The organism is Rhizobium sp. BR 249 (assembly GCF_047445895.1).
Classification (GTDB): Bacteria; Pseudomonadota; Alphaproteobacteria; order Rhizobiales; family Rhizobiaceae; genus Rhizobium.
This window is the reverse complement of sequence record NZ_JARWKX010000004.1, coordinates 192,463-216,181: the sequence shown is the minus strand read 5'-3', so window position 1 is coordinate 216,181 and position 23,719 is coordinate 192,463. Positions and strand designations below refer to the sequence as shown.

The window sequence follows — 23,719 nt, the reverse complement described above, 5'->3', positions numbered from 1 at the left end:
CTCCCACCAGTCTTAATTTTCAGGTTCAAGCATGATCGTTGCCAAAGGCGGCAGCGTAATCGAGCAGGTGATGTCGCCGCCGGCATTGACGGCCTGCACGCGCCCGCCATTGCCCTTGCCGCTGCCGCCGTAGATATCGGCATCGGTGTTCAGAATTTCCCGCCAGCGACCCTCGGAGGGCAGGCGTATCGAATAGTTTTCGCGATAGACGGGAGTGAAATTGGTGATGACGGCGACCGGTTTCTCCCCAGGCGCCTTGCGCAGCCAGGCGAAGACGGAATTTTCGCCGTCATCGGCCACCAGCCATTCGAAACCGTCGCCCTCGCAGTCGCGCGCATGCAGGGCCGGTTTGCTGCGATAGGTGAAATTGAGATCGCGCACCAGGCGGCGCATGCCCTCGTGCATGCGGTACTGAAGCAGGTTCCAGTCGAGCGACTTGTTCTCGCTCCACTCGGCCCACTGGGCGAATTCCTGGCCCATGAACAACAGCTTCTTGCCGGGATAGCCCCACATATATGCGTAGTAGGCGCGCAGATTGGCGAATTTCTGCCAGTCGTCGCCCGGCATCTTGGCGATCAGCGAGCCCTTTCCGTGGACGACCTCGTCATGCGACAGCGGCAGGACGAAATTCTCCGAATAGGCATAGAGCAGGCCGAAGGTAAGCTCGTTGTGATGGTGCTTGCGATGCACCGGATCGCGGCTCATGTAGCTCAGCGTGTCGTGCATGAAGCCCATGTTCCACTTGAAGCCGAAGCCGAGGCCGCCTTCATGCACGGGCTGCGAGACCTTTGGCCAGGAGGTCGATTCCTCGGCGATGGTCATGACGTTGGGATGCTGGCCGTAGATGCGGATATTGAGATCCTGCAGGAAGCGGACGGCTTCGAGGTTCTCGTTGCCGCCATATTCGTTCGGGATCCATTCGCCGTGCTTGCGGGAATAATCGAGATAGAGCATCGAGGCGACGGCATCGACGCGCAGGCCGTCGAGATGGAACTTCTCGGCCCAGTAGAGGGCGTTGTTGACGAGATAGGAGACGACCTCGGTGCGGCCGAAATTGTAGATCGCGGTGTTCCAGTCGGGGTGGAAGCCCTTGCGCGGGTCTTCATGCTCGTAGAGCGCCGTGCCGTCGAACCAGCCGAGGCCGTGCTCGTCGGTCGGGAAATGCGCCGGCACCCAGTCGAGGATGACGCCGATGCCGACCTTGTGGCAGCCGTTGACGAAACGGGCAAAACCCTCGGGCTCGCCGAAGCGGGCCGTCGGCGCGTAGAGGCCGGTCGTCTGGTAACCCCAGGAGGGGTCGTAGGGATGCTCGGTGATCGGCAGGAATTCGATATGGGTGAAGCCCATGTCGACGCAGTAGGGAATGAGGCTGGAGGCGAGCTCGTCCCAGGAGAGCATGGTGCCGTCCTGGCGGCGCTGCCAGGAACCGGCATGCACTTCGTAGATCGAGATCGGCTGGCGGCGCTTGTCGGTCTCGCGCCAGTGCTTCAGATGGGCTTCGTCCTCCCAGACCTGCTCCAGCTCGGCGGCGGCGACGGAGGCGGTCTTCGGCCGGAGTTCGCTGCGGCGGGCGAAGGGATCGGCCTTCAGCGGCAGCAATACGCCGTCCTGGCCGCGAATCTCGAATTTATAGGCAACGCCGATCGGGACGTCAGGAGCGAAGATCTCCCAGATGCCGCTGTCGGCGCGGAAGCGCATGACGTGGCGGCGGCCGTCCCAATTGTTGAAATCGCCGACGACGGAGACGCGCTGCGCATTCGGCGCCCAGACGGCGAAATGCATGCCCTGCGCCCCGTCATGCTTGATGCGGTGAGCGCCCATCTTGTCGAACAGGCGCAGATGCGAGCCTTCGCGGGCGTAATAGTCGTCCATCGGCCCGAGCACCGGACCGAAACTGTAGGGGTCCGTCACCGCCCATTCGGCATCGCCGCGCCGGGCGCGGTAGCGCACCGGCTGGAGCTTGGTCAGCGAAACCGGGCCGGCGAAGAAGCCGTCGCCATGAAGCTGTTTCAGTTCGCCGATGACGCTGCCGTCGAGCGTCATGGCGGTGACTTCCTCCGCGCCCGGAATGAAGCACCGGGCGACGAAAGCGTCGCCGGCCTGGTGCACACCTAGGACGGCAAAGGGATTGGAATGCGAGCCCGCGAGGATCGCCGTGATTTCATCTGCCGAAATTTCCCAGGTAAGCTGTACTTCAGGGACTTTTTTCGGCGTTTTCATCCGGCTCTCCAGATCTCGTCTGCATATTGTCTGATCGTGCGGTCGGAGGAGAACCAGCCCATCCGCGCCGTATTGTTGATCGTCTTGGTGTACCAGGCGGACTGGTTGGTCCATATCTGGTCGACGTCGCGCTGGGCCTGGGCATAGGCGTCGAAATCGGCGGCGACCATGAACCAGTCGTGCGAATAGATGCCGTCGATCAGCGAGGAGTAGCGGTTGCGGTCATCCGGCGAGAAGACGCCCGAGCCGATGGCCGAAAGCGCCTGCGACAGCTCGCGTGATCCTTCGATGATGGCGCGGGGATTGTGGCCGTCGCTGCGGACCTTTGCGACCTCGTCGGCCCTGAGGCCGAAGATGACGATATTGTCCTCGCCGACATTGTCACGCATCTCGACATTGGCGCCGTCGAGCGTGCCGATCGTCAGCGCTCCATTGAGGCCGAACTTCATGTTGCCGGTGCCGGATGCTTCCATGCCGGCCGTCGAGATCTGCTCGGAGAGGTCGGCGGCGGGAACCATGACCTCGGCGAGCGAGACGTTGTAGTTCGGCACGAAGACGACCTTGAGCAGGCCGCGCACCGATGGGTCGTTGTTGATGGTGCGGGCGACGTCGTTGATGAGCTTGATGATGAGCTTGGCGTTGTAGTAGCTCGGCGCCGCCTTGCCGGCGAAGAGTTTGACGCGCGGCACCCAGTCCAGTTCCGGATGCGAGCGGATCTGGTCGTAGAGGGCGACGGCTTCGATGATGTTGAGAAGCTGGCGCTTGTATTCGTGGATGCGCTTGATCTGGATGTCGAACATCGCCGACGGGTCGAGCTTCACGCCCATGCGGCTGGCGACGAGATTGGAAAGCGCCACCTTGTTGGCCCGTTTCACCGCGGCGAACTTCTGCTGGAAGGTCGGATCGGAAGCATGTGCCTCGAGCGGGCGCAGCTTTTCGGCATCGTCCAGGAATTCGTCGCCGATCGCTTCGCGGATCAGGCCGGTGAGGCCGGGATTGCACTGCTGCAGCCAGCGGCGCGGCGTAATGCCGTTGGTCTTGTTGTTGATGCGGTCGGGATAGAGCTTGTGCAGGTCGGCAAAGACCGTGACCTTCATCAGGTCGGTGTGCAGTGCCGAGACGCCGTTGATCGAGTGCGAGCCGATGAAGGCGAGGTTGCCCATGCGCACGCGGCGGTCGCCGCTTTCCTCGATCAGCGAGATCGAGCGGATTTCGCTGTCGGAGAAGTTCTTGCCCTTGCGGGCTTCGAGCAGGATCTTGGCGTTGATCGCGTAGACGATCTGCATGTGGCGCGGCAGCAGGCGCTCGAAGAGCGGAACCGGCCAGCTTTCCAGCGCTTCGGGCAGAAGCGTGTGGTTGGTGTAGGAGAAGGTGCGGCGGGTGATGTCCCAGGCCTGCTCGAAATCCAGGCCGTGCACGTCGCAGAGCAGGCGCACCAGTTCGGCGACCGAGACGGCCGGGTGGGTATCGTTCAGCTGGATGGCCACCTTGTCGGGCAGCGAGGTGAAGTCGTCATATTGCTGCAGGTGGCGGCGCAGGATGTCCTGCAGCGAGGCCGACGAGAAGAAGAATTCCTGGCGCAGGCGCAGTTCCTGCCCGGCAGGCGTGGCGTCGGCGGGATAGAGGACGCGGGTCAGGCTTTCGGCCTTGTTGCTTTCGCGCAGCGCGCCGATGTGGTCGCCGGCGTTGAAGGCATCGAGCAGGATCGGGTCGATCGGCTGCGCCGACCAGAGGCGCAGCGTGTTGACGCGTTTTCCCCGCCAGCCGACGACCGGCGTGTCGAAGGCGGCGGCGATGACGCGTTCGGCCGGCTTCCAGACGTAGCGCGGCTGGTCGTCATGGGTGGTGATGAATTCGACGGCGCCGCCGAAGCCGATTTCATAGGCGCTCTCGCGGCGCTCGAACTCCCAGGGGTTGCCGTGGGCGAGCCAGTTTTCGGGCAGTTCCACCTGCCAGCCGTCGGCCATCTGCTGGCGGAAGAGGCCGTGGACATAGCGGATGCCGTAGCCATAGGCCGGAACGTCGACCGTCGCCATGCTCTCCATGAAACAGGCGGCCAGACGGCCGAGGCCGCCGTTGCCGAGTGCCGCATCCGGCTCCAGGCCGGCGATGACGTTGACGTCGACACCGAGCGAGGCGAGCGCATCGTGCACCTCTTCCATCAGGCCGAGGTTCGAGACGGCGTCGCGCATCAGGCGGCCGATGAGGAATTCGAGGGAAAGATAATAGACGCGCTTGGCGCCGGTCGCATATACCTCACGCGTGGAAGCCATCCACTTGTCGATGATGCGGTCGCGCACCACGAGGATCGTCGCGGTCAGCCAGTCATGCGGCTTTGCCACCTTGGCGTCCTTGCCGATGCGGTAGGTGAGACGTTCGATGATTTCTTCGGCGAGAATTTCCGGCTTGGAACTGCGGGGAGCGGGAGAGGGGATAACCGGCTTGGAAACGGTATTCATGGTCAGATCTCGCCAATTTTAATTTGGTTTCAGGCTGTTAAGCCTGATCTAATCGATTTGTCGTCTGCGTCAGCGACAATTTATGCATCGTTAGGAAGCACTTGCAACAAAGGATTTGGACAAACGAAAAATTTGCGAAACCTTCATAATCACGCGGATCAAGGGGATTGATTTCAATCGCTTTTCTCGATCTGATGCGTGGGACAGCGATAACGAAAAGCCGCGCCGGTTTGTTCCGGCGCGGCTTTTCCTTCGGCTTTTTCTCCTGGCGGTATCGTTAGTTCGTCAGGCGTGTCACCTGTGCGGAGGCCTTCGCTCCGATGGCCTCGAACGCGGCAAGGAGGTCCTCCATTTTTTCCGCCTGGAAATAATGCGCATCATCGGAGGCGCAATAATGCAGCAGCGCCTGGCCGCCCGCCGGTGCCATGAAGGCGATCGTATAGATTTCTATGCCCTTGGACTTGGCGGTATCACACGTTGCCTTGGTCAAGGTGTCGTATGAACGGCCGCCGCTGCTGTCGTTGTTATTGTCGCCGTCCGTCATGAAGACGATGTATTTCTTGGGCACCTGCCCGGTCTTCAGCTTGTGCGCGGAGTCCTCGGCGTCGTTCCCGGCGGCATTCTTCGCTGTCAGAGACGAGTAGGCTGTGCTCATCGCGCCGCTCGAATTCGTGCCGCCATTCGCCTGAAGCGCATTGACATAGCTCGCGACACCGGCGGTCCCCCAGGCGAGATTGCTGGGTGAGTATTGGACGATATCGTAGGATACCGCGCCGGTACGGACATATTCGGCATTGGGATCGGCACTATCGAGCTGGCCGAAGAGGTTGCCAGCGGCGATCTTCAACGCCTCTATCTTCGTATAGTAATTCGAGCGGCTGCCGGTGCAGGTGTCGTACACCCACTTGCCCTTCTTGTTGTAGTGGCCGTTGCAGTCATAGGTGTAGGATTCCGTCGGGTCTTCCTCATTGACAGTGGCAGTATCCTCTCCCATCGACCCCGATTTATCGAGTGCAAGGAACATGGATATCGAGCCTTGCGTTTGCGAATGGCCGCTGGTCGTCGTGGCCGAGGTCGAAAGATGCTGTGTGCTGAAGCCGACCACCTGCATGAGCGGATTGACCGTGAGATCATAGCCCGGTGAAACCGTGACCTGGTAGGATGTCGATTTGCCCGACGTGCTTGTCTGGACATTGACGCCCGTCGCACTCTTGATATCGACGCTGCTCTGCAGGTAATTCGCCATTTGCCCGGCCACGAAATTCCGCGCGTAGGCTTGGGCCTCGGAGGTTTGGATCGTACCGTTTGCCAGCGCCGTGGCTGTTGCGAGCGCGGCGGAATCGGCCGCCTCCTGCAACTGCTGCTTGGAGAGCAGCATATCTCCGACCTGGATCGCCATGCCGGCTGCGCCGAGCAGAACGGGCGCCATGATCGCCGTCATGATACCGAAATTACCGCCTCGATCGCTGAACATGCGTCGCAGGCAGGGATGCGAAAAGAAGGTGCTCATCATGTTCACCTAACTGGAAACCCTGTGAGGTGATTTACGCACGCTGCTTCTTTACGCTGTCCTTACGGCGTCAATACAATTTTAACGAATCGGCGGATTTTTCCAGTTTTGGGATTATTTCAGCGGGATGACGTCGACCGCCTGGACGGCACGCTGGCCGCCATAGCTTTTCAACACGCCGATGACGGGAACGACGTCCGAATAATCCCGGCCGTAGGCGACGACGATGTGATCGGTGCCGGCAGGGATGTCGTTGGTCGGGTCGAGTTCGATCCAGCCGATCGTCTCGCCGCACCAGATCCGCACCCAGGCATGCATGGCATCAGCCCCTTCCAGCCGTTCCTTGCCGGGCGGCGGGATGGTGCGCAGGAAACCGGAGACGTAGCCGGCCGGGATGCCGAGGCTTCGAAGCGCCAGGATCATGATATGGGTGAAATCCTGGCAGACGCCGCGTTTCAGCTTGAACGCCTCGAGCGGTGTCGTGTCCACCGACGTCGCATCGGGATCGTAGGTGAAGTCCTTGTTGATGCGGGCGCAGAGCGCATGGGCGATCTGCATCGCCGTCAGAGCGGGGGTGATGCAGCTTCGCGCATAGTCGGCGATCTCGCGCGCTTGCGTCAGGCGCGGGCTGTCGCCGAGGAAGTGATGCGGCGAATCCGGCGCTAAGGACCAGACGCCGGATATTTCCTCCGGCAGGTCGGCGAGTAGCGGCGAGAAATCGGCGGCAATCGGCAGGCTTTCCACCTGCACGCGGGCCTGCATGCGGATATCGAGCGTCTCGTGCGGCGCGCGCAGCATGAAGGATGTGGCGGGATGATTGAAGAAATCGACGAAATGCGACTGCTCGTCCGGCGTCGGCGAGATGGTGATCGAGCCGGCGACCAAGCGTTGCCGGTTGGTCAGCGACAGCGGCATCAGGCGCATGATGTGGCGGGCGCCGGAGGCCGGCACGTCGTAGCTGTAACCCATGCGGAGCGAGAGATCGTAGAGCACAGCCGTCACCCGAGATAGGTCTGGGCGAGCAGATCGGAAAGCTGCTCCAATTCGCGTTCGAGCCGCTGATAGACATCGACGCCCATGCCCTCCGGCGTCATCACCGCCAGGCCGGAATGGAGGCGCATCGCCTCGCGGTAAAAGGGCGACATCTGGCCGTTGATCAGGGCATTCGGCAGTTGCTCGACCTCGTGGTGGATCTCGTTCACCTGGAAGAGGACCGAACGCGGGTTGAGGGGATCGAGCGCCAGCAGGTCGGTGACGGTCAGCCGCGCCGTGTTGACATTGTAGCGGCGGCGATGGGTCATGACGCTGTCGCCGATCTCCAGCAGCATGTCGAGGGCGCCATCGGGCGCTTCCGGGCCGGACATGTGACCGAGCAGGCGGGTCATGTGCAGGCCGCGCTCGATATAGCGGCCGAGCGAAAGGAAGCGCCAGCCGGTGAAGCGGTACATGTTCTCGTGCACGAGGCCGGCAAAGCCCGCGAGCTTGCGCAGCAGGATCGTCATCGCATGGCTGGCGTCATCGCCGGCAGTGACGGTGGCGTGAAAGCGCCGCGCGGTCTTGGCAAGATCGTTGAGGGCGAGCCAGCCGTCGGGCGAGAAGCGGTCGCGGATGTTGCTTGCGGAATAGACGGCGCTGTCGATGTTGCGCAGCAACCTTTCGGGCACGGGCTCGGCGGTATCGATATCGACAGCCGCGAGATAGTCGGAGACGTCGGCGAGCAGCGGCTGGCTCGGATCGGCGGCTTCGGCAAAACGGGCGTGCCAGGCGCGCAGGATGCGCAGCGCCCCTTCGGCGCGTTCGATGTAGCGGCCGAGCCAGAACAGGTTGTCGGCCGCCCGGCTCGGCAGGCTGCCCGGCATGTTGCGGGTGAAGCTGCCTTCGGCCGGAAGCAGCGTGTGACGCTCGACCGGCTTGTCGCTGACGATCCAGACGTCGGCGGCGGCTCCGCCGGACTGCATGGCGATCGCCGAGACGTCGGCGCCGGAGCCGATGCGGGCAAAACCGCCGGGCATGATCTGCCAGCCGTTTGCCGTGCGGGCGGCGAAGACGCGCAGGGACATCGGCCGCGGCACGAGTTTGCCATCCACCCAGGCCGGCGTCGTCGACAGCGTCACGACCTCCTGGCCGACGAGCTTTGGCCCGTCCGAATTCAGCCAGTCGGTAATGGAATCCTTGGCGGTCGCGCGCAGCGACGAGCCAAGCACGGACTCGCCGTTGTCGTCGAAGAAGGGCGCGCGGGAATAGGCCGGGCCTATCACCATCTTCTCGATATTCTTGGCGACGTGCTCGCGCTCCTCCTGCTGGCCGCACCACCAGGTAGCGATCGAAGGCAGTTGCAGATCCTGCCCCATGAGATGCCGACAGATGGTCGGCATGAAGGCGAGAAGCGCACGGGTTTCGAGAATGCCGGTGCCGAGCGCGTTGACGATGGTGACGCTTTCGGCGCGCAACGCTTCGACGAGGCCGGGCGTGCCGATATGCGAATTCTGGTTCAGTTCCAGCGGATCGGCGAAAGCCGAATCGAGGCGGCGCCAGAGCACGCCGATCGGCTTGAGGCCGGCGACCGTTCGCACCATGACACGGCCTTTGACGACGGTGAGGTCCTCGCCCTCGAGAAGCATGAAGCCGAGATAGCGGGCGATGTAGGCGTGCTCGTAATAGGTCTCGTTGGCGGGGCCTGGTGTCAGCACCGCGATGCGGTCGTCGCCCGAATGCTTCATGTCCTGCAAGGCGTCACGGAAGGCGCCGAAGAAGGACGCGAGGCGATGGACCGGGGTTTCGGCGTAGATATCCGAGAAGGCCCGGGTTGTCGCGACGCGGTTTTCCAGGGCGAAGCCGGCGCCTGATGGCGCCTGCGTCCGGTCGGCCAGCACCCACCAGTTGCCGTCGGGGCCGCGGCCGATCTCGAAAGCGCAGAAGTGCAGATAATGGCCGGATGCCGGCCGGATGCCGGCGAGCGGGCGCTGGAATTCGGGATTGGCGGCGATCAGCGCCGGCGGCAAGAGGCCTTCTTCCACCAGCCGGTTCTCGCCGTAGATATCGGCAATGATCGCCTCCAAAAGGTCGGCGCGCTGGACGAGGCCTGCCGACAGCGCCTGCCATTCGCGCTCATCAATCAGCACCGGGATATGCGAGATTGGCCAGGCGCGTTCGCCGGTGCCTTTGCTGCCATAGGCACGGTAGAAAACGCCGGCGTCTCTGAGATAGCGGTCGGCGCGGGCGAAACGCTCGGCGAGATCCTTTTCCGGCATCACGCCGAGATGCGAGAGGAAACGCTGCCAGACGGGCCGGACGGCACCCTTGTTGTCCACCATTTCGTCGGCGGTGCCGGGAAGCGGCGCATAATCGAAGGCCGCATCCTTGCCGATGCTGCCCTCAGCCTCTTGCCTGCGCTCCACTGCCGGTCTCTTACCCATCAATCCCAACTTCAACCCTCGGCCTTTGCCCCCGGCCTCAAATTCCGGCGGGCCGCCTCAGATCCAGCGTCAGCGGGAATTCCGGCGAGCCCGTCTCGGCGCGCGGAATATATCCGCCTGCCGTATGTCCCCACGGCTCGAAGCGGGCGAGCCGCCTTGCTTCCGCCTCGTTGCCGTTGACCGGGAAGGTGTCATAGGTCCGGCCGCCCGGATGGGCAACATGATAGATGCAGCCGCCAATCGAACGCTTCGACCATGTATCATAAATGTCAAAAGTCAAAGGTGTGTTGATCGGCAGAACGGGATGCAGGCCGGAGGCCGGCTGCCAGGCCTTGAAGCGCACGCCGGCGACGGCGACGCCCGAAGCGCCGGTCGGCGTCAGCGGCAGGGTGCGGCCGTTGCAGGTCACGGTGTAGCGCGAGGCGTTGCTGGTTTCGAGGCGGACCTGCAGGCGCTCGACGGATGAATCGACATAGCGCACCGTACCGCCGATCGCGCCCTGCTCGCCCATGACATGCCAGGGTTCCAGCGCCTGGCGAAGCTCCAGCTTCGAGCCCTCGTATTCGACCTCGCCGCAGAAGGGGAAGCGGAATTCGAGTTGCGCCTTGAACCATTCGGGGCTGAGATCGAAGCCGTTTTGACGCAGGTCCGCCAGCACGTCGAGGAAATCGGCCCAGACATAATGCGGCAGCATGAAGCGGTCGTGCAGCGAGGTTCCCCAGCGCACGAACTTGCCTTCGGCCGGGTTTGCCCAGAAGCGGGCGATCAGTGCACGCACCAGCAATTGCTGGGCGAGCGACATGCGGGCATTCGGCGGCATTTCGAAACCGCGGAATTCGACGAGCCCGAGGCGGCCGGTCGGGCCATCGGGGGAGAAAAGCTTGTCGATGCAGATTTCGGCGCGGTGGGTATTGCCGGTCACGTCGATCAAGAGGTTGCGGAACAGGCGATCGACGAGCCAGGGTAGAGGCTGCTGGCCGCGGCCGGGCGGCGCGATCTGCGCCATGGCGATCTCCAGCTCGTAGAGGCTGTCGTGGCGGGCCTCGTCGATGCGCGGCGCCTGGCTGGTCGGACCGATGAACAGGCCGGAGAAGAGATAGGAGAGCGAGGGGTGGCGCTGCCAGTGCAGCACGAGGCTCTTCAACAGGTCAGGGCGGCGCAGGAAGGGGCTGTTGTTCGGATTGCTGCCGCCGACGACGACATGGTTGCCGCCGCCGGTGCCGGTATGGCGGCCGTCGATCATGAACTTGTCGGCGCCAAGGCGGCTCTTGCGCGCCTCTTCATAAATGGCGGTGGTGATGTCCACCGTTTCCTTCCACGTCGAGGACGGATGGATGTTGACCTCGATGACACCGGGGTCGGGCGCGACGCGGATGACGTTGATGCGCTCGTCCTGCGGCGGCGGATAACCTTCGATATGGACGGCAAGGCCGAGGGCCGCGGCCGCGCGCTCGGTCGAGGCGATGAGATCGAGATAATCCTCCAGCGTTTCCGTCGGCGGCATGAAGACGCAGAGGCGGCCGTCGCGCGGTTCGACGGAGAGCGCGGTGCGGACGTGGCCGCCGATCTCGTTCAACGATTGCGGCGTGGCCGGCCGCTGGCCGGTGAAGGGCTGGAAGTGTGCGGCCTGCTGCGGACGCCCGTTATCCCCCGCGAAATCCGGCAGTTCGGGGCGCTGCACGAAGGGGTCGAGCGGGTTGATATAGGGATATTGCGAGGGCGGGATATAGGCGAGCGAATTGAGCGGCAGGCGATAGCCGACCGGGCTGTCGCCCGGCGTGAGGAAGATGCGGCCGCGCCGCGTCGACCATTTCTCGCTCGTCCAGGTGCGACCGCTGGCGCGCGCATTCCAGGCCTGAACGGGCAGGACGTAGCCGGTCGGGCGGGTCAGCCCGCGATCGAAGACACGGGCGATGCGGCTGCGCTCCTCGGCATCCTTGAGCTTGGAATTGGCAGGATCGACATTTTCCGGCAGGCTTGCTTCTTTGACCAGCCATTCGGCGGGATCCTCGAAAGCGGGCGCGACATATTCGGGGGAAATATCCAGCTCGCCGGCAATCGCCGTCAGCAGCCGGCCGGCATCGTCCTCCGTTGCCTCGTAGTTGCGGCCCTCGGCGGCGACGAGATCGTCGTCGGACCAGATCGGCAGGCCATCCTTGCGCCAGTAGAGCGAGAAGGTCCAGCGCGGCAGACTTTCGCCCGGATACCATTTGCCCTGGCCGTAATGCAGGAAACCGTTCGGCGCGAAGCGGGTGCGAAGCCGGCGGATGAGCGCGTCCGCCTTTTCGCGCTTGGTCGGGCCGACGGCGTCGGTGTTCCATTCGGCCGACTGGAAATCGTCGATCGAGACGAAGGTCGGCTCGCCGCCCATGGTGAGGCGCACATCCTCGGCTTCGAGGATGCGGTCGACCTTTTCGCCGAGTTCGTTGAGATCGTTCCAGCTGTCATCGGAGAAGGGCTTGGTGATGCGCGGATGTTCGGCGACGCGCGAGACCTTCATGTCGAAGGCGAATTCGGTTTCGGCCTCGCCGAAATAGCCGCCGGAAATCGGGGCGGCGTTGCGGTAATGCGGCGTTGCCGCAAGCGGGATATGGCTTTCGCCGGTCAGGAGGCCGGAGGTCGGATCGAGGCCGACCCAGCCGGCACCGGGCAGATAGACCTCCGCCCAGGCATGCAGGTCGGTGAAATCGACTTCTGTGCCGGAGGGGCCGTCGAGCGCCTTCAGGTCGGGCGTCAGCTGGATGAGGTAGCCGGAGACGAAGCGGGCGGCAAGGCCGAGATGGCGCAGGATCTGGACGAGCAGCCAGCTGGTGTCGCGGCAGGAGCCCTTGGCGCTTTCCAGCGTCTCTTCCGGCGTCTGAACGCCGGCCTCCATGCGGATGACATAGCCGATCTGCCGCTGCAGGCGGGCGTTCAGGCCGACGACCATATCGATCGTCGCCTGGCCGGGCGACCAGTCGAGCGTCGGCAGCAGCGCCTTGAGGCGCGGGCCGGCTGGCTCCGGCGTCATGTAGATCGACAGATCCTCGCGGATGGTTTCAGGATAATCGAACGGCCATTTGGTCGCCTCCTCCTCGACGAAGAAGTCGAAGGGATTATAGACCGTCATGTCGGCGACGAGGTCGACCTCGATCTTGAACTCCGTCACGGGGTCGGGGAAGACGTAGCGGGCGAGGTAATTGCCGTAGGGGTCCTGCTGCAGGTTGACGAAGTGGTTGGAGGGCGTGACCTTCAGCGAGTGGCTGAGTACCCGTGTCTTCGAATGCGAGGCCGGTTTCAACCGGATGATTTGTGGGCCGAGGCGGACCGGCTTGTCATAGGTATAGTGCGTCAGATGATAGATGCTGGCTTTGATCGACATATTGCTCTTTTTGTCCGGCGCGCATCGTTGTGCGGCTTGCTGTTCCCGAAGTCAGTGTGTGCAATGCAGCGAAAGAAAGCAAGGGCGGAAGGCTGAGGACACGGCGGCTTTTACGCCGCCTTGGCGAAGGTGACCGCCGCCTTCAGGCCCTTGCCGCCCGCGCCCGGCTCCAGCGTCAGGGCGGCATTGAAAAGATTGGCGATTTCTTCGACGATGGGAAGGCCGAGGCCGGCGCCCGGCGCGCCGGAATCATTGCCGCGCGAAAAACGCCGGCGCACCGCCTCCAGCTTCTCGCCGGGAATGCCGGGGCCGTTGTCCTCGACTTCGAGGCGGATCGTCTCAGCAGCGGCGATGATGCGGACGGTGACTTCGGCTCCCTTGCCGGCATAGGCGATGGCGTTGCCGGCAAGGTTGCGCAGCATTTCGCCGATGAGCAGCGGCTCGGCGCGGATCATGGCCGGGCTCTCGCCCTCGAAGCCGAGATCGATGCCGGCGACGGCGGCCGCCGGGATCTGCTCGCCGGTGATTTCCTGGGCGATGGCCGCAAGATCGATGGCGGAGGCGGTCAGCGCCTCCTTGGCGGTGGCGGCGTCGATCTTCGCCATCAGGAGAAGCTGGGCAAGGATGCGTTCGGCATGCGCCACGGCCTGATCGCCCTTCAGCGCCGCCGCCTGGGCTTCGTCAAGCGAGCCGGCGCGGGCGGAAAGGGCAAGCTGGGTGCGGATGATGGCGAGCGGCGTGCGCAATTGGTGGCTGGCATTGCCAGTGAAATTGCGCAGCGCATCGAGGGCCGACTGCAGGCGCACCATGAAGGAATTCACCGTATCGACCAGCGGCTCGACCTCGCTCGGCACGGTCTCTTCGATCGGATGAAGATCGTCGGGGCTGCGTTCGCCGATGGCGTCGCCGAGCTTGTGGAGCGGGCGCAGGGCGACGGTGACCGAGATCCAGACGATGACGGCAGCACCTGCGATCATGAAGGCGAGGCGCAGCGCCGAGCGGACGAGGATCGCTCGCGTCAATTGCCGCCGGGCGATGGTGGTTTCGGCAACCGTCACGACGAAGGGTACGGAGCGGATGCCCGTCGAGGCGGAACGTTCGAGCGTCGCGACCCGGATCGGCTCGCCGCGGAAGATGTCGTCGGCAAAGGCGGCCGCATCGCCCGGCGCCTTCTTCAGGACCGGCAGGGATTGATAGCCGGTGATGAATTCACCCGGCGGGCCGTCGACGCGGTAGAAGACGCGGTCCTGCGCGGCGGATGTCAGCATCTCCAGCGCGACATAGGGGATATCGACCTGCAGCGTGCCGTCTTCTGCGACGACGACGCGCTCGGCGATCGCAAGCGCCGAGCCGGCGAGCACGCGGTCGGAGACGATATTGGAGGTCTGCACCGCCTCGCTATAGGTATCGGCGAGCGCCAGCGTGCCGATGACGGCGGTGGAAACAAGCAGCCAGAAGAGCAGCCGGCGCCTGAGGGAATAGGCTGATGTCATGAGGCCTCTGGCAGCTTGTCGAGATAATAGCCGATGCCGCGTGCGGTCTTGACCGTCAGCCCGTAAGGCGAGAGGCGTTTCCTCAAGCGGCTGACATATTGCTCGATGGCATTGGAGGAAATGTCGTCGTCGAAGGCTGTCAGCGACTGGATGATCGCCTCCTTGGCGACGACCTTGCCGGCCCGCATGAAGAGGATTTCGAGCAGGCCGAGCTCGCGGGCGGGAATATCGAGCGGCGTGGCGCCCGATGAAAAGGTGCGGGAGTTGAGATCGAAGGAAATGCCGCCGAAGCTGACGGTCGCCGAGCGCAAGCCGGCCTGGCGGCGCAGAAGCACTCGAACGCGGGCCTCGAACTCGGCGATGTCGAAGGGTTTGATCAGATAATCGTCGGCGCCGAGATCGAGACCCTTCACGCGTTCTTCCGGCGTGCCGCGTGCCGTCAGAATGAGGACGGCCGCCTGGTTCTGCCGGGCGCGCATGGCGCGCAGCACGTCGAGCCCGTCCATCTCCGGCAGGTTGAGGTCGAGAATGACAAGATCGAAATTTTCCGCCGCGATGACGGCATTGGCCGACGCCCCGTCATGCACGACATCGACGGCATGACCCGTGCCGCGCAAGATCGCCGACAGGCCGTCGGCCAGCGCGATATTGTCTTCGGTGAGCAGGATGCGCACGGATGTCCCCTTGTTTTTCAAAGGAGATTACAGGGGCGGCGCGAGCTTGTCACAGCGATTTTATCGGTTCGGTGAACAGCGGGGGAAAGGCCGGCTTCAACTCCCGGTCTTCTCCATCCGTTCGTGCTGCATCATTGCGGCGGCCAGCAGATTCCGGAACCGGGATGTGTGGCGGATGTTGTCGAGATCGGAATCATTGTTGAACCATTTGATATGATAGGCGGAGCTATGCGGAAGCAGCCTCTCCAGGAGGTCGATCGCCTTGTCGGCGTCGCCGAGGATGGAATGGACGCAGGCGAGATTATACTGGGCGACGATGTCATCGGGGTCGATGGCGATCGCGCGCGCGGCCCAGTCGCGTGCTCTCGCCTGATCGCCGAGATGGGCGAGCGCCAGCGCGCCGCGATGGGCCGGGCCGGAATTTTCCGGATTGCAGTTCAGCGCGCGTTCGGCGCGTTCAAGGCCGAGCCGGGCCCAATGCTCCGTATCGACCACGCGGCCAAGCGAACGGTAGGCGGCCATCAGATGGATCGGCGAGACGTAATCGTCGGGGCGGATCTCGGCGGCGCGGGCAAAATACTGAACGGATTCGGCAAAGTTGCCGCGCATGAAGAAAAACCGGGCGTAATGGAAATTCGCCTCGAACAGGTTCGGATCGAGCGCCAAGGCTCGTTCGAAAGCGGCGGCTGCTTTCTCGTCCTGGCCGCTCTGATGCAGAGCAAGACCGCGGGAGGCATGGGCCTCGGGCAGGTCGGGGTCGAGTTCGAGGGCACGGGCGCTCATGTCGAGGATACGCCGCAGCGGCACGTCTTCCGGCCCCCAATCACGGATCGTCGCGTCGCAATCGGCAATGCCCGCATAGGCGCGGGCATAGTCCGGATCGAGCTCGACCGCCTTGCAGAACATGCGCCTTGCGAGCTTCAGATATGACTTCGTCCAGGTGTGGGAAAGCTGGCGGCCCCTGAGGTAATAGGTGTAAGCTTCGACATTGGCGGTCGGCTCATTGGCGATCGCTTTCTTCTCTTCGGGCAACAGGCGCACCTTCAACTGGCCGACGATCGCATGGGTGATCTCGTCCTGGATCGCGAAGATGTCGGTCAGGTCGCGGTCGTAGCGCTCGGCCCAGAGATGGTCGCCATTGGCGGTGTCGATCAGCTGGCCGGAGATGCGCACGCGCTTGCCGACGATGCGGACACTTCCCTCGAGCACGTAGCGCACGCCGAGTTCCTGGGCAAGCGGCTTCACCTTCACCGAGGTGCCCTTGTAGGTGAAAATGGTGTTGCGCGGCACGACATGCAGGCTGGAGATCTTCGACAGATCGGTGATGATGTCTTCGGTTATGCCGTCGGAGAAATAATCCTGGTCGGCATCGCCGCTCATATTGGTGAAGGGCAGCACGGCGATGAAGCAGGTGTTGCGGTTCTGCGCGACCAGCTTGGTGGAGGAGGGCGGCGCCAGGGTGACGGTGTAGACCTGAACGGGCTGCCGGATGTTCTTCAGCGTGTGCTCGCCGATGGATTCGAAGCCGAGATTGAGGCGCGAACCGACCTGATCGCGCACCGAGGCCGAGACGGCGATGCCGCCCGGCGCGGCGATCCGCTCGAGCCTCGCGGCGAGATTGACGCCGTCGCCGAATATGTCGCCGTTCTCGACCACGACATCGCCGAGACTGATCCCGATGCGGAATTCGACGCGCTCGTCCTTCGGGACGTTCTCGTTGCGGGCCGACATGCTGCGCTGGATTTCGGCGGCGCAGGCGACCGCATTCACCACGCTCTGGAATTCGGCCAGGATGCCGTCGCCGGTGAGTTTGACGATCCGGCCCTTGTAGTCCGAGATACGAATGTCGACCAGTTCGCAGCGATGGCGGTTCAGCGCCTGCAGCGTGCCTGATTCATCGATGCCCATCAGCCGGCTGTAGCCGACGACATCCGCAGCGAGAATAGCGCTCAGTCGTCGTTCCATGACCCCTCCCATGGATCTTCCCAGGTCAATCCAGTTTTTTCAGAGTTTTTTCCGCGTAGATCCTTCCCCCGAATGGAAATCCGGGCGGTCGTCTGACGCAGCAGCGCACCCTATAACGTCGCCAATCTTCATCAATACTCTAAAGGGGCGAAGGATGGCGCCAAACCATAATCCTTTATGGTGAAAAACGGTCTCCGGCGGGGCAAGCGGAATATTTTTGCTCTGTTCAGATGGTTTTTCACGTCCGGTATCAGGCCGATCGTTTTGGCCGCAGCGAGGCACTGCCGTGCGGTCTGCTCGCCTCATGAATTCGGCACCCTTGCTCCTCTCCGTCCGCTCGGGCATTGTTGCGGCATGAGGAGAATTTTCATCTTGCTGCTGGCGTTCTGGCCGGGCTTTACGCTTGCCGATCAGGCCTTTTATCCGGCGAAGTCGGGAAATGCCGATGCGCCGGTGCTGACGGTTTATTCCTCGCTCGACGAGCCGTTGGCGCAGCCGATGATCCGGGGTTTCCAGGAGGCCAATCCCGATGTCGCAGTCAGATATGAGGACATGCTGACCGGCGATATCTACGACCGGATCGTCAGGGAGACGGATGCCGGCAAGAGGACGGCGGATTTTGCCTTCTCTTCGGCCATGGACCTGCAGGTGAAGCTTTCCAACGACGGATATGCGCAGGTCAGCAACCTGCCGATGAGCGCGGCATGGCCGAAATGGGCGAACTGGCGCAATACCGCCTATGCGCTGACCTTCGAGCCGGCGGTCTTCGTCTATCACAAGCCGAGCTTCGCGCACGAGCCGGTGCCGAGTTCGCGGGCGGAACTCGTCGACTACCTCAAGCGCAAGGGCAACGCGGTCTATGGCCGGATCAGCACCTACGATATCGAGCGCTCCGGGGTCGGCTTTCTCTTCATGGCGCGCGATCAGGAGCAGTTCGGCGACATCTGGTCGGTGATCGGAGCGATGGGGGCGGCCGGCGTCAAGCTTTATTCGACGAGTTCGGCGATCCTCGAACGCGTCGCCGACGGGCGCTTCGTGCTCGGCTACAATATTCTCGGCTCCTATGCGGCCGACTGGGCTTCTCGGCATCCCGATGTCGGCATCGTGCTGCCGAAGGATTATACGGTGGTGATGTCGCGGATCGGGCTGGTGCCGCAGGCAGCGGCCGAGCCGGAGCTCGGGCGGCGCTACCTCGCCTTCTTCATGTCGAAGGAGGGCCAGACGATCATGGCGCGGGAACTGCAGATCCCTGCCGTCAGCCCCGAGGTGGCGGGGGAAAATACCGCCAATACGCTGCAGGAACTGCTCGGCGCCCAACTTCGGCCGGTGCCGGTCAGTCCCGGGCTGATGGTCTATCTCGACCAGGTGAAGCGGGCGCGGCTGATCGCGCACTGGAACGAGGTTCTCCGGGCGCAGTAAAGCGCGTCAGCTTTTGGCCGGTTCGTCTTTTCCGCAAGCTTCGGCGTAGAGCCAATAATCGTAGAACATCGGCTTTTTCACCGTGAAGGGATGTTCGCCCTGCCAGGCGCCGACGGTATAGTTCGGGCCAGCGACGCTCTGTTTTCGACCGTCGGGAAGTTTCATCTCGAAAGGGACTGCCGGAACCTCCGCCGTCAGCTTCAGCCCTTCAGGTAGGCCGAAGTCGGGCGAGCGGAAGGGGACCGGCCCGGAATGCGCATGCGCGCTGATAGGATACCCCGCCTGGCGCAGCAGGTCAGGGAAATACAGGTGATCGATCAGGTCGCCATCGAAGCGGATATCGAGGTCCCGCCAAAGCCTGGTGAAATGTTCGCGTTCAAGTGAGCTTTCATCCTGTCCTTCCTTTGGTACGCTCTGCCATCCTGCGCCAAAGGGAGCGGATGCCTGCAGTGTCGACAGGCCTGCCGCGCCGTAATAGCCGATCGCATTGTTCAGATGGTGAAACTGGCTGAAGCGGTAGCGCTTGCTGATCGGGCCTCTCAGCATCCACGAATTGTTGAAGACGTAATGCGGACCGACCGCTTCGTGTTTCTTGGGAAACTTGAAAAGCTGGCCGAAATTACGGTCGTCGTCATCGGGGCCGGGCCGATGCAGGTTCCAGCCGAGATTGCCATAAATGTAAAAATAGCCGGAGCGTCGCATCTCCAGTGAAAAGGGCATGTAGCAATCGACGAATCTGTTGCCGCGCACGGTCCAGTTCCAGGCGTAGTCCTCCGCCTCGATGGCGTTGTCGCGGATGCGGACGAACCAGTTGTTTTCGATGACGATGTTGCGGCAGAAGTCCTCCACGGTGGAGTCGGATGCGTCGTTGAAAAAATGGATGCCATTGAAGGCATCGAGAATGACGTTGTCGCGCAGGACGACATAGCCGGCGATGGTGCATGCCCGGAAGAAGTCGCCGTCGAAACCACGCTCGTCCTTCTCGACATTCACGCGGCTGTCTGTGTCGTCGATATTGCCGTGGACCTGGCCCCATGAGGTTTTTCGCCAGAGCCTGCAATCGTCGGGATCGAGCGTTGCATTGACGGCTTTGGTCTTTCGGATCGCGGCAAGGTCCGCCTCGCCGTGAGACTGGACATCCTGTATCCAGTCGCATCCTTCGATCAGCAGATGGCGCGTGTAAGGTCCGGCCGCCCCGATGGCAATCGTACTGCCGCGGATGTGCAGGCCGCGGAGCGTGATGTGCTGGCAGTTGTCGAGGTAGATCGCCGTGGGCCAGCAGCCTTCGAAGATGAGGTCCTCGATGACGACCCACTGGCAATTCCGCAGCACGAGCGCTGCGTTGTCGGCAAGGTAATAAATGCCGGGGAAACGGCCATTGGCTTCCTGCACGGCGGAGAGGCGGTTGGCAGTTTCGCGATAGCCTTCGTAGGTTCTGCCGCCATCGATGACAGCGCCGCTGCCGCGAATGACGATCGGCTGCTGCTGAGAACCGCTGACCGAGGAGAGCACGAGCGGCACTGCATATCGCCCGTCTTCGAGCGTCAGTATCGTATCTGGACGCAGCGATCGCATGTCGTCGTATATCCGGCCGGGATTCGTGGTCAGGCAGCGTGACATGTCGTTCCCTTAGGTATCAGCGAAATAAAGGGCTGTGGAAATCGAGATAATGGAAAACAAAACCGTGGATTGATCAAGATGTAATGGATCGAGGCTCGCGTGCGCAAGGGACTATATCCTCAGTATTTCCGGGTGACGTCGGCGTTGAGAGCCCGATTGAAGGATTTCGCCTCCCGCGAGCAACAATGCGCACTTCAAACGGGAGCGAAGGACCGGATTTAGACCGGCGTGTGCCAATTACGGCAAAAAAGTGGCTTCTCCTTCTGGATATCTTGCCGATGTCAGCTAGATGACAGGTTGTTGTGGTGGCTTTGGCTACTTCTTCTCCGTGGAGGCGGAGAGCTGAAGCCTTGGGAGGAATTTCGCTCGTCACTCAGGACAATCACGTCCGCTGGCCGGCCATCCTTCCCGATTCCCAGAGAACAACAGGCGGTCGCTCAGCCGCCCACGGAGGACATCGTGAAGCATACATTCATTGCAACCCTTTTCGCAGCCGCCATCGCGCTGCCGGCCTATGCGGCCGACTACACCATCATCGCGCCGGCGGCTCCCGGCGGCGGCTGGGACCAGACGGCCCGTTCGCTGCAGGCCGCGCTGCAGCAGGAGAAGATCTCCGGCAACGTGCAGGTCCAGAACGTTCCCGGCGCCGGCGGCACCATCGGCCTCGCGCAGTTCAGCAGCCAGGCTGCGGGCAATCCGAATTCGCTGATCGTCGGCGGCTATGTCATGGTCGGCGCCATCCTCACCAACAAGTCGCCGGTGACGCTCAAGGACGTGACGCCGATCGCCCGTCTGACCGGCGAATATGAGGCTATCGTTGTTCCCGCCTCGTCCGAGATCAAGACCATGGCCGATCTGGTCGCGGCGCTGAAGAAGGATCCGGGTTCGGTTTCCTGGGGCGGCGGCTCGGCCGGCGGCACGGACCACATCACCGCAGGCCTGATCGCCAAGGCTTCCGGCGTCGACCCGACGAAGATCAACTACGTCGCCTTCTCCGGCGGCGGTGAAGCGCTCGCCGCCATTCTCGGCAACCAGGTCACAGCCGGCGTTTCGAGCTACAGCGAGTTCGAATCGCAGGTGAAAGCAGGCATGCTTCGTCTCCTCGCCGTCTCCAGCGACAAGCGTATCGACGGCGTCGACGCCCCGACGCTGAAGGAAGCCGGCACCGACGTCAGCATCCAGAACTGGCGCATGGTCGCCGCAGCCCCCGGCCTGTCGGCCGACGAAGTCGCTGCGATCACCGCCGATTTCGAAAAGCTGCACGGCTCTGCCACCTGGCAGGAAACCCTGAAGACCAAGGGCTGGGCCGACACCTATCTTTCCGGCGACGCCTTCAAGGCCCAGCTCGAAAAGGACGTCTCCGCCACCGAGGGCATTCTTAAAGAGATCGGACTTGTTCAATGAGCGAGGATAAGACCTCCTCGGCAACCGAGCGCCGCCCTGATCGGGCGGCGTTCATCATTGCCGTTTTCCTCTTCGCCATCGCGGGTGTGATGGCCTGGGATGCAACGCATCTGAAAACGATCGCACAATACGCCCGCATTGGTCCGGCAACAGTGCCTGAGGTGGTGGCGTTCGGGCTCTTCTGTCTTGGCATCTGGACCGCGGCCGAAGCCTGGCGCGGCGAGTTTCCGGAACGAGACAAGCAAGAAGTGGCGCCCGTCATTTGGATCGTCGCCGGTCTTGTCTGCCAGATGCTGCTTCTGCGCGTTGCCGGCTTCTCGATTGCGACCGGTATATTGTTTGCGCTGACGGCACGCGGCTTCGGCAAACGCAAGCTCTGGATCTCGCTGCCGATCGGCATCGTTTTCAGCTTCGTCGTCTGGGCGATCTTCTCGCAGCTCCTGCAGCTGACGCTGCCGGCCGGCCCGCTCGAACATCTGTTCTTCTGACCGCGCGGGACGCGCTGTCAGCTCTTTTGATTTTTCGCGGCGACCGATTGCTAACGCACGGACGGGAACGCCGCCTGGGACACCAAGATGAGCACATTCGAATTCCTATGGCAGGGTATCCTGGTTGCGATGCAGCCGATGAACCTGGTTTATGCGCTGGTCGGCGTGACGCTCGGCACAGCCGTCGGCGTATTGCCCGGCATCGGCCCGGCGCTCACCGTGGCGCTGCTTTTGCCGGCCACCTACAAGCTCGATCCGGGCGGCTCGCTGATCATGTTCGCCGGCATCTACTACGGCGGCATGTACGGCGGTTCGACGACGTCGATCCTGCTCAATACGCCAGGTGAAAGCGCCTCGATCGTCACCGCGCTCGAGGGCAACAAGATGGCGCGGGCCGGGCGCGGCGGACCGGCGCTGGCGACGGCGGCGATCGGCTCCTTCGTCGCCGGCCTCATCGCCACGCTCGGGCTCGCCTTCATCGCGCCTTATATCGTCAAGCTGGCGCTGGTTTTCGGGCCGCGCGAATATTTCGCGCTGATGGTGCTCGCCTTCGTCACCGTTTCCTCCGCCTTCGGAGATTCGGCGCTGCGAGGCCTGACCGCGCTGTTCATCGGTTTCGCGCTTGCCATGATCGGCATCGACCAGCAGACGGGGCAGGCCAGGCTTTCCTTCGGCATCCCCGACCTGCTCGACGGCGTCGAGGTGACGACGCTTGCCGTGGCGATGTTCGCGATCGGCGAGACGCTCTATATCGCAGCGCAAGGCAACCGGGTCGCGGAACAGGTGGAAGCGGTCAAGGGTTCGCTCTGGATGAACGCGCAGGACTGGTCGCGCTCCTGGAAGCCCTGGCTTCGCGGCACGCTGATCGGTTTCCCGATCGGCGCGATGCCGGCGGGCGGCGCTGAAATCGGCACCTTCCTCTCCTATTCGACCGAAAAGCGGCTGGCAAAGAACCCGGAAGAGTTCGGCCATGGCGCGATCGAAGGTGTGGCCGGCCCCGAGGCGGCGAACAACGCGTCCGCCGCCGGCACGCTGGTGCCGCTCCTGACCCTCGGCCTGCCGACGACGGCGACGGCGGCGATCATGCTCGCCGGCTTCCAGCAATACGGGCTGCAGCCAGGGCCGCTCCTGTTTGCCACCAATCCGCAGCTCGTCTGGGGTCTGATCGCCAGCCTGCTCATCGCCAATGCGATGCTGCTCGTCCTGAACCTGCCGATGATCGGGCTCTGGGTGCGGCTGCTGACCATTCCGAAGCCGTGGCTCTATGCCGGCATCCTGCTGTTTGCGACGCTCGGAACGATCGGCGCCAACCCCTCCGTCTTCGAACTCGGCATGCTGCTTGCCTTCGGCCTGCTCGGCTATGTGATGCGGCTCTTCGGCTATCCGATCGCACCCGCCGTCGTCGGCCTCATCCTCGGGCCGCTTGCCGAGCAGCAACTGCGCCGCGCGCTGGCGATCAGCCAGGGCGACGTGACGACGCTGGTGATGTCGCCGATTGCGGCAGGCCTTCTCATCGTTGCGGCGGCCGCCTTCCTCATTCCGCTGATCCTGCGCATTCGCGGCAGGGGCCAGGTGCTGTCTCAGCTGGCGGCAAACGAAGATTAAAAGAAAAAGACAACCTTACCCCTCCCTGGAGGCCGGCCATGGAAACATGCGCCGGCCTCTTCTTTTTGCATGGCTGAGGTGAATT

Annotated in this window: 14 protein-coding genes; 4 read left to right on the top strand and 10 right to left on the bottom strand. The window is 63.0% G+C overall.

Annotated elements, in window-relative coordinates:
- Positions 1-12 precede the first annotated feature (12 nt).
- The 9 genes from glgB to QD408_RS06195 form a co-directional block, all read right to left on the bottom strand.
- The gene (glgB, locus tag QD408_RS06235; protein WP_414138692.1) at positions 13-2,220 is read right to left on the bottom strand and encodes a 1,4-alpha-glucan branching protein GlgB; all 2,208 of its coding nucleotides are present in this window, start codon (positions 2,218-2,220) and stop codon (positions 13-15) included.
- Positions 2,217-4,679: a glycogen/starch/alpha-glucan phosphorylase gene (locus tag QD408_RS06230; protein ID WP_088681709.1), complete on the bottom strand. Its 2,463-nt coding sequence runs from the start codon at positions 4,677-4,679 to the stop codon at positions 2,217-2,219. The genes glgB and QD408_RS06230 overlap by 4 nt, the downstream gene beginning before the upstream one ends.
- 277 nt (positions 4,680-4,956) lie before the next feature.
- Positions 4,957-6,189, bottom strand: coding sequence for a TadE/TadG family type IV pilus assembly protein (locus QD408_RS06225; RefSeq protein ID WP_414138691.1), 1,233 nt, complete (start codon positions 6,187-6,189; stop codon positions 4,957-4,959).
- A gap of 114 nt (positions 6,190-6,303) precedes the next feature.
- Entirely contained in the window at positions 6,304-7,191 is an 888-nt protein-coding gene (locus QD408_RS06220; protein ID WP_414138690.1) for a transglutaminase family protein, read from the bottom strand.
- Positions 7,188-9,605 carry a circularly permuted type 2 ATP-grasp protein gene (locus QD408_RS06215; protein WP_414138689.1) on the bottom strand — a complete coding sequence of 806 codons (2,418 nt, stop codon included), beginning with the start codon at positions 9,603-9,605 and terminating at the stop codon, positions 7,188-7,190. The genes QD408_RS06220 and QD408_RS06215 overlap by 4 nt, the downstream gene beginning before the upstream one ends.
- A 37-nt stretch (positions 9,606-9,642) precedes the next feature.
- The gene (locus tag QD408_RS06210) at positions 9,643-12,966 is read right to left on the bottom strand and encodes a DUF2126 domain-containing protein (protein WP_414138688.1); all 3,324 of its coding nucleotides are present in this window, start codon (positions 12,964-12,966) and stop codon (positions 9,643-9,645) included.
- A gap of 110 nt (positions 12,967-13,076) precedes the next feature.
- Positions 13,077-14,459: a sensor histidine kinase N-terminal domain-containing protein gene (locus tag QD408_RS06205; protein WP_414138687.1), complete on the bottom strand. Its 1,383-nt coding sequence runs from the start codon at positions 14,457-14,459 to the stop codon at positions 13,077-13,079.
- The gene (locus tag QD408_RS06200; protein ID WP_088681715.1) at positions 14,456-15,133 is read right to left on the bottom strand and encodes a response regulator transcription factor; all 678 of its coding nucleotides are present in this window, start codon (positions 15,131-15,133) and stop codon (positions 14,456-14,458) included. Before QD408_RS06200 ends, QD408_RS06205 begins: the two co-directional genes overlap by 4 nt.
- 96 nt (positions 15,134-15,229) lie before the next feature.
- The gene (locus tag QD408_RS06195; protein ID WP_414138686.1) at positions 15,230-17,098 is read right to left on the bottom strand and encodes a TPR end-of-group domain-containing protein; all 1,869 of its coding nucleotides are present in this window, start codon (positions 17,096-17,098) and stop codon (positions 15,230-15,232) included.
- A 372-nt stretch (positions 17,099-17,470) separates the two neighbouring features.
- Here QD408_RS06195 and QD408_RS06190 point away from each other — a divergent pair, with 372 nt between their 5' ends.
- Positions 17,471-18,517: an ABC transporter substrate-binding protein gene (locus QD408_RS06190; RefSeq protein WP_088681717.1), complete on the top strand. Its 1,047-nt coding sequence runs from the start codon at positions 17,471-17,473 to the stop codon at positions 18,515-18,517.
- Between the two features lie 6 nt (positions 18,518-18,523).
- On the opposite strand, the gene QD408_RS06185 is transcribed toward QD408_RS06190, so the two are convergent.
- Positions 18,524-20,092, bottom strand: a complete 1,569-nt coding sequence (locus tag QD408_RS06185; RefSeq protein WP_414138685.1) for a right-handed parallel beta-helix repeat-containing protein — start codon at positions 20,090-20,092, stop codon at positions 18,524-18,526.
- Positions 20,093-20,596: 504 nt separating this feature from the next.
- On the opposite strand from QD408_RS06185, the gene QD408_RS06180 reads away from it, so the two are divergent.
- The 3 genes from QD408_RS06180 to QD408_RS06170 all read left to right on the top strand — a co-directional run bounded on the left by QD408_RS06180 (position 20,597) and on the right by QD408_RS06170 (position 23,634).
- A complete protein-coding gene (locus QD408_RS06180; protein WP_088681719.1) occupies positions 20,597-21,541 on the top strand; it encodes a Bug family tripartite tricarboxylate transporter substrate binding protein in 945 nt (314 codons plus the stop codon).
- Positions 21,538-22,029 carry a tripartite tricarboxylate transporter TctB family protein gene (locus QD408_RS06175; protein ID WP_414138684.1) on the top strand — a complete coding sequence of 164 codons (492 nt, stop codon included), beginning with the start codon at positions 21,538-21,540 and terminating at the stop codon, positions 22,027-22,029. The genes QD408_RS06180 and QD408_RS06175 overlap by 4 nt, the downstream gene beginning before the upstream one ends.
- Positions 22,030-22,116: 87 nt before the next feature.
- Positions 22,117-23,634, top strand: a complete 1,518-nt coding sequence (locus tag QD408_RS06170) for a tripartite tricarboxylate transporter permease (RefSeq protein WP_088681721.1) — start codon at positions 22,117-22,119, stop codon at positions 23,632-23,634.
- The last annotated feature ends 85 nt before the right edge of the window (positions 23,635-23,719 follow it).

Bases quoted from the DNA above. Each gene is read 5' to 3' on its own strand.
- glgB (WP_414138692.1), bottom strand. From the start codon at position 2,220: ATGAAAACGCCGAAAAAAGTCCCTGAAGTACAGCTTACCTGGGAAATT.
- QD408_RS06230 (WP_088681709.1), bottom strand. From the start codon at position 4,679: ATGAATACCGTTTCCAAGCCGGTTATCCCCTCTCCCGCTCCCCGCAGT.
- QD408_RS06225 (WP_414138691.1), bottom strand. From the start codon at position 6,189: ATGAGCACCTTCTTTTCGCATCCCTGCCTGCGACGCATGTTCAGCGAT.
- QD408_RS06215 (WP_414138689.1), bottom strand. From the start codon at position 9,605: ATGGGTAAGAGACCGGCAGTGGAGCGCAGGCAAGAGGCTGAGGGCAGC.
- QD408_RS06210 (WP_414138688.1), bottom strand. From the start codon at position 12,966: ATGTCGATCAAAGCCAGCATCTATCATCTGACGCACTATACCTATGAC.
- QD408_RS06205 (WP_414138687.1), bottom strand. From the start codon at position 14,459: ATGACATCAGCCTATTCCCTCAGGCGCCGGCTGCTCTTCTGGCTGCTT.
- QD408_RS06195 (WP_414138686.1), bottom strand. From the start codon at position 17,098: ATGGAACGACGACTGAGCGCTATTCTCGCTGCGGATGTCGTCGGCTAC.
- QD408_RS06185 (WP_414138685.1), bottom strand. From the start codon at position 20,092: ATGCGATCGCTGCGTCCAGATACGATACTGACGCTCGAAGACGGGCGA.
- QD408_RS06175 (WP_414138684.1), top strand. From the start codon at position 21,538: ATGAGCGAGGATAAGACCTCCTCGGCAACCGAGCGCCGCCCTGATCGG.
- QD408_RS06170 (WP_088681721.1), top strand. From the start codon at position 22,117: ATGAGCACATTCGAATTCCTATGGCAGGGTATCCTGGTTGCGATGCAG.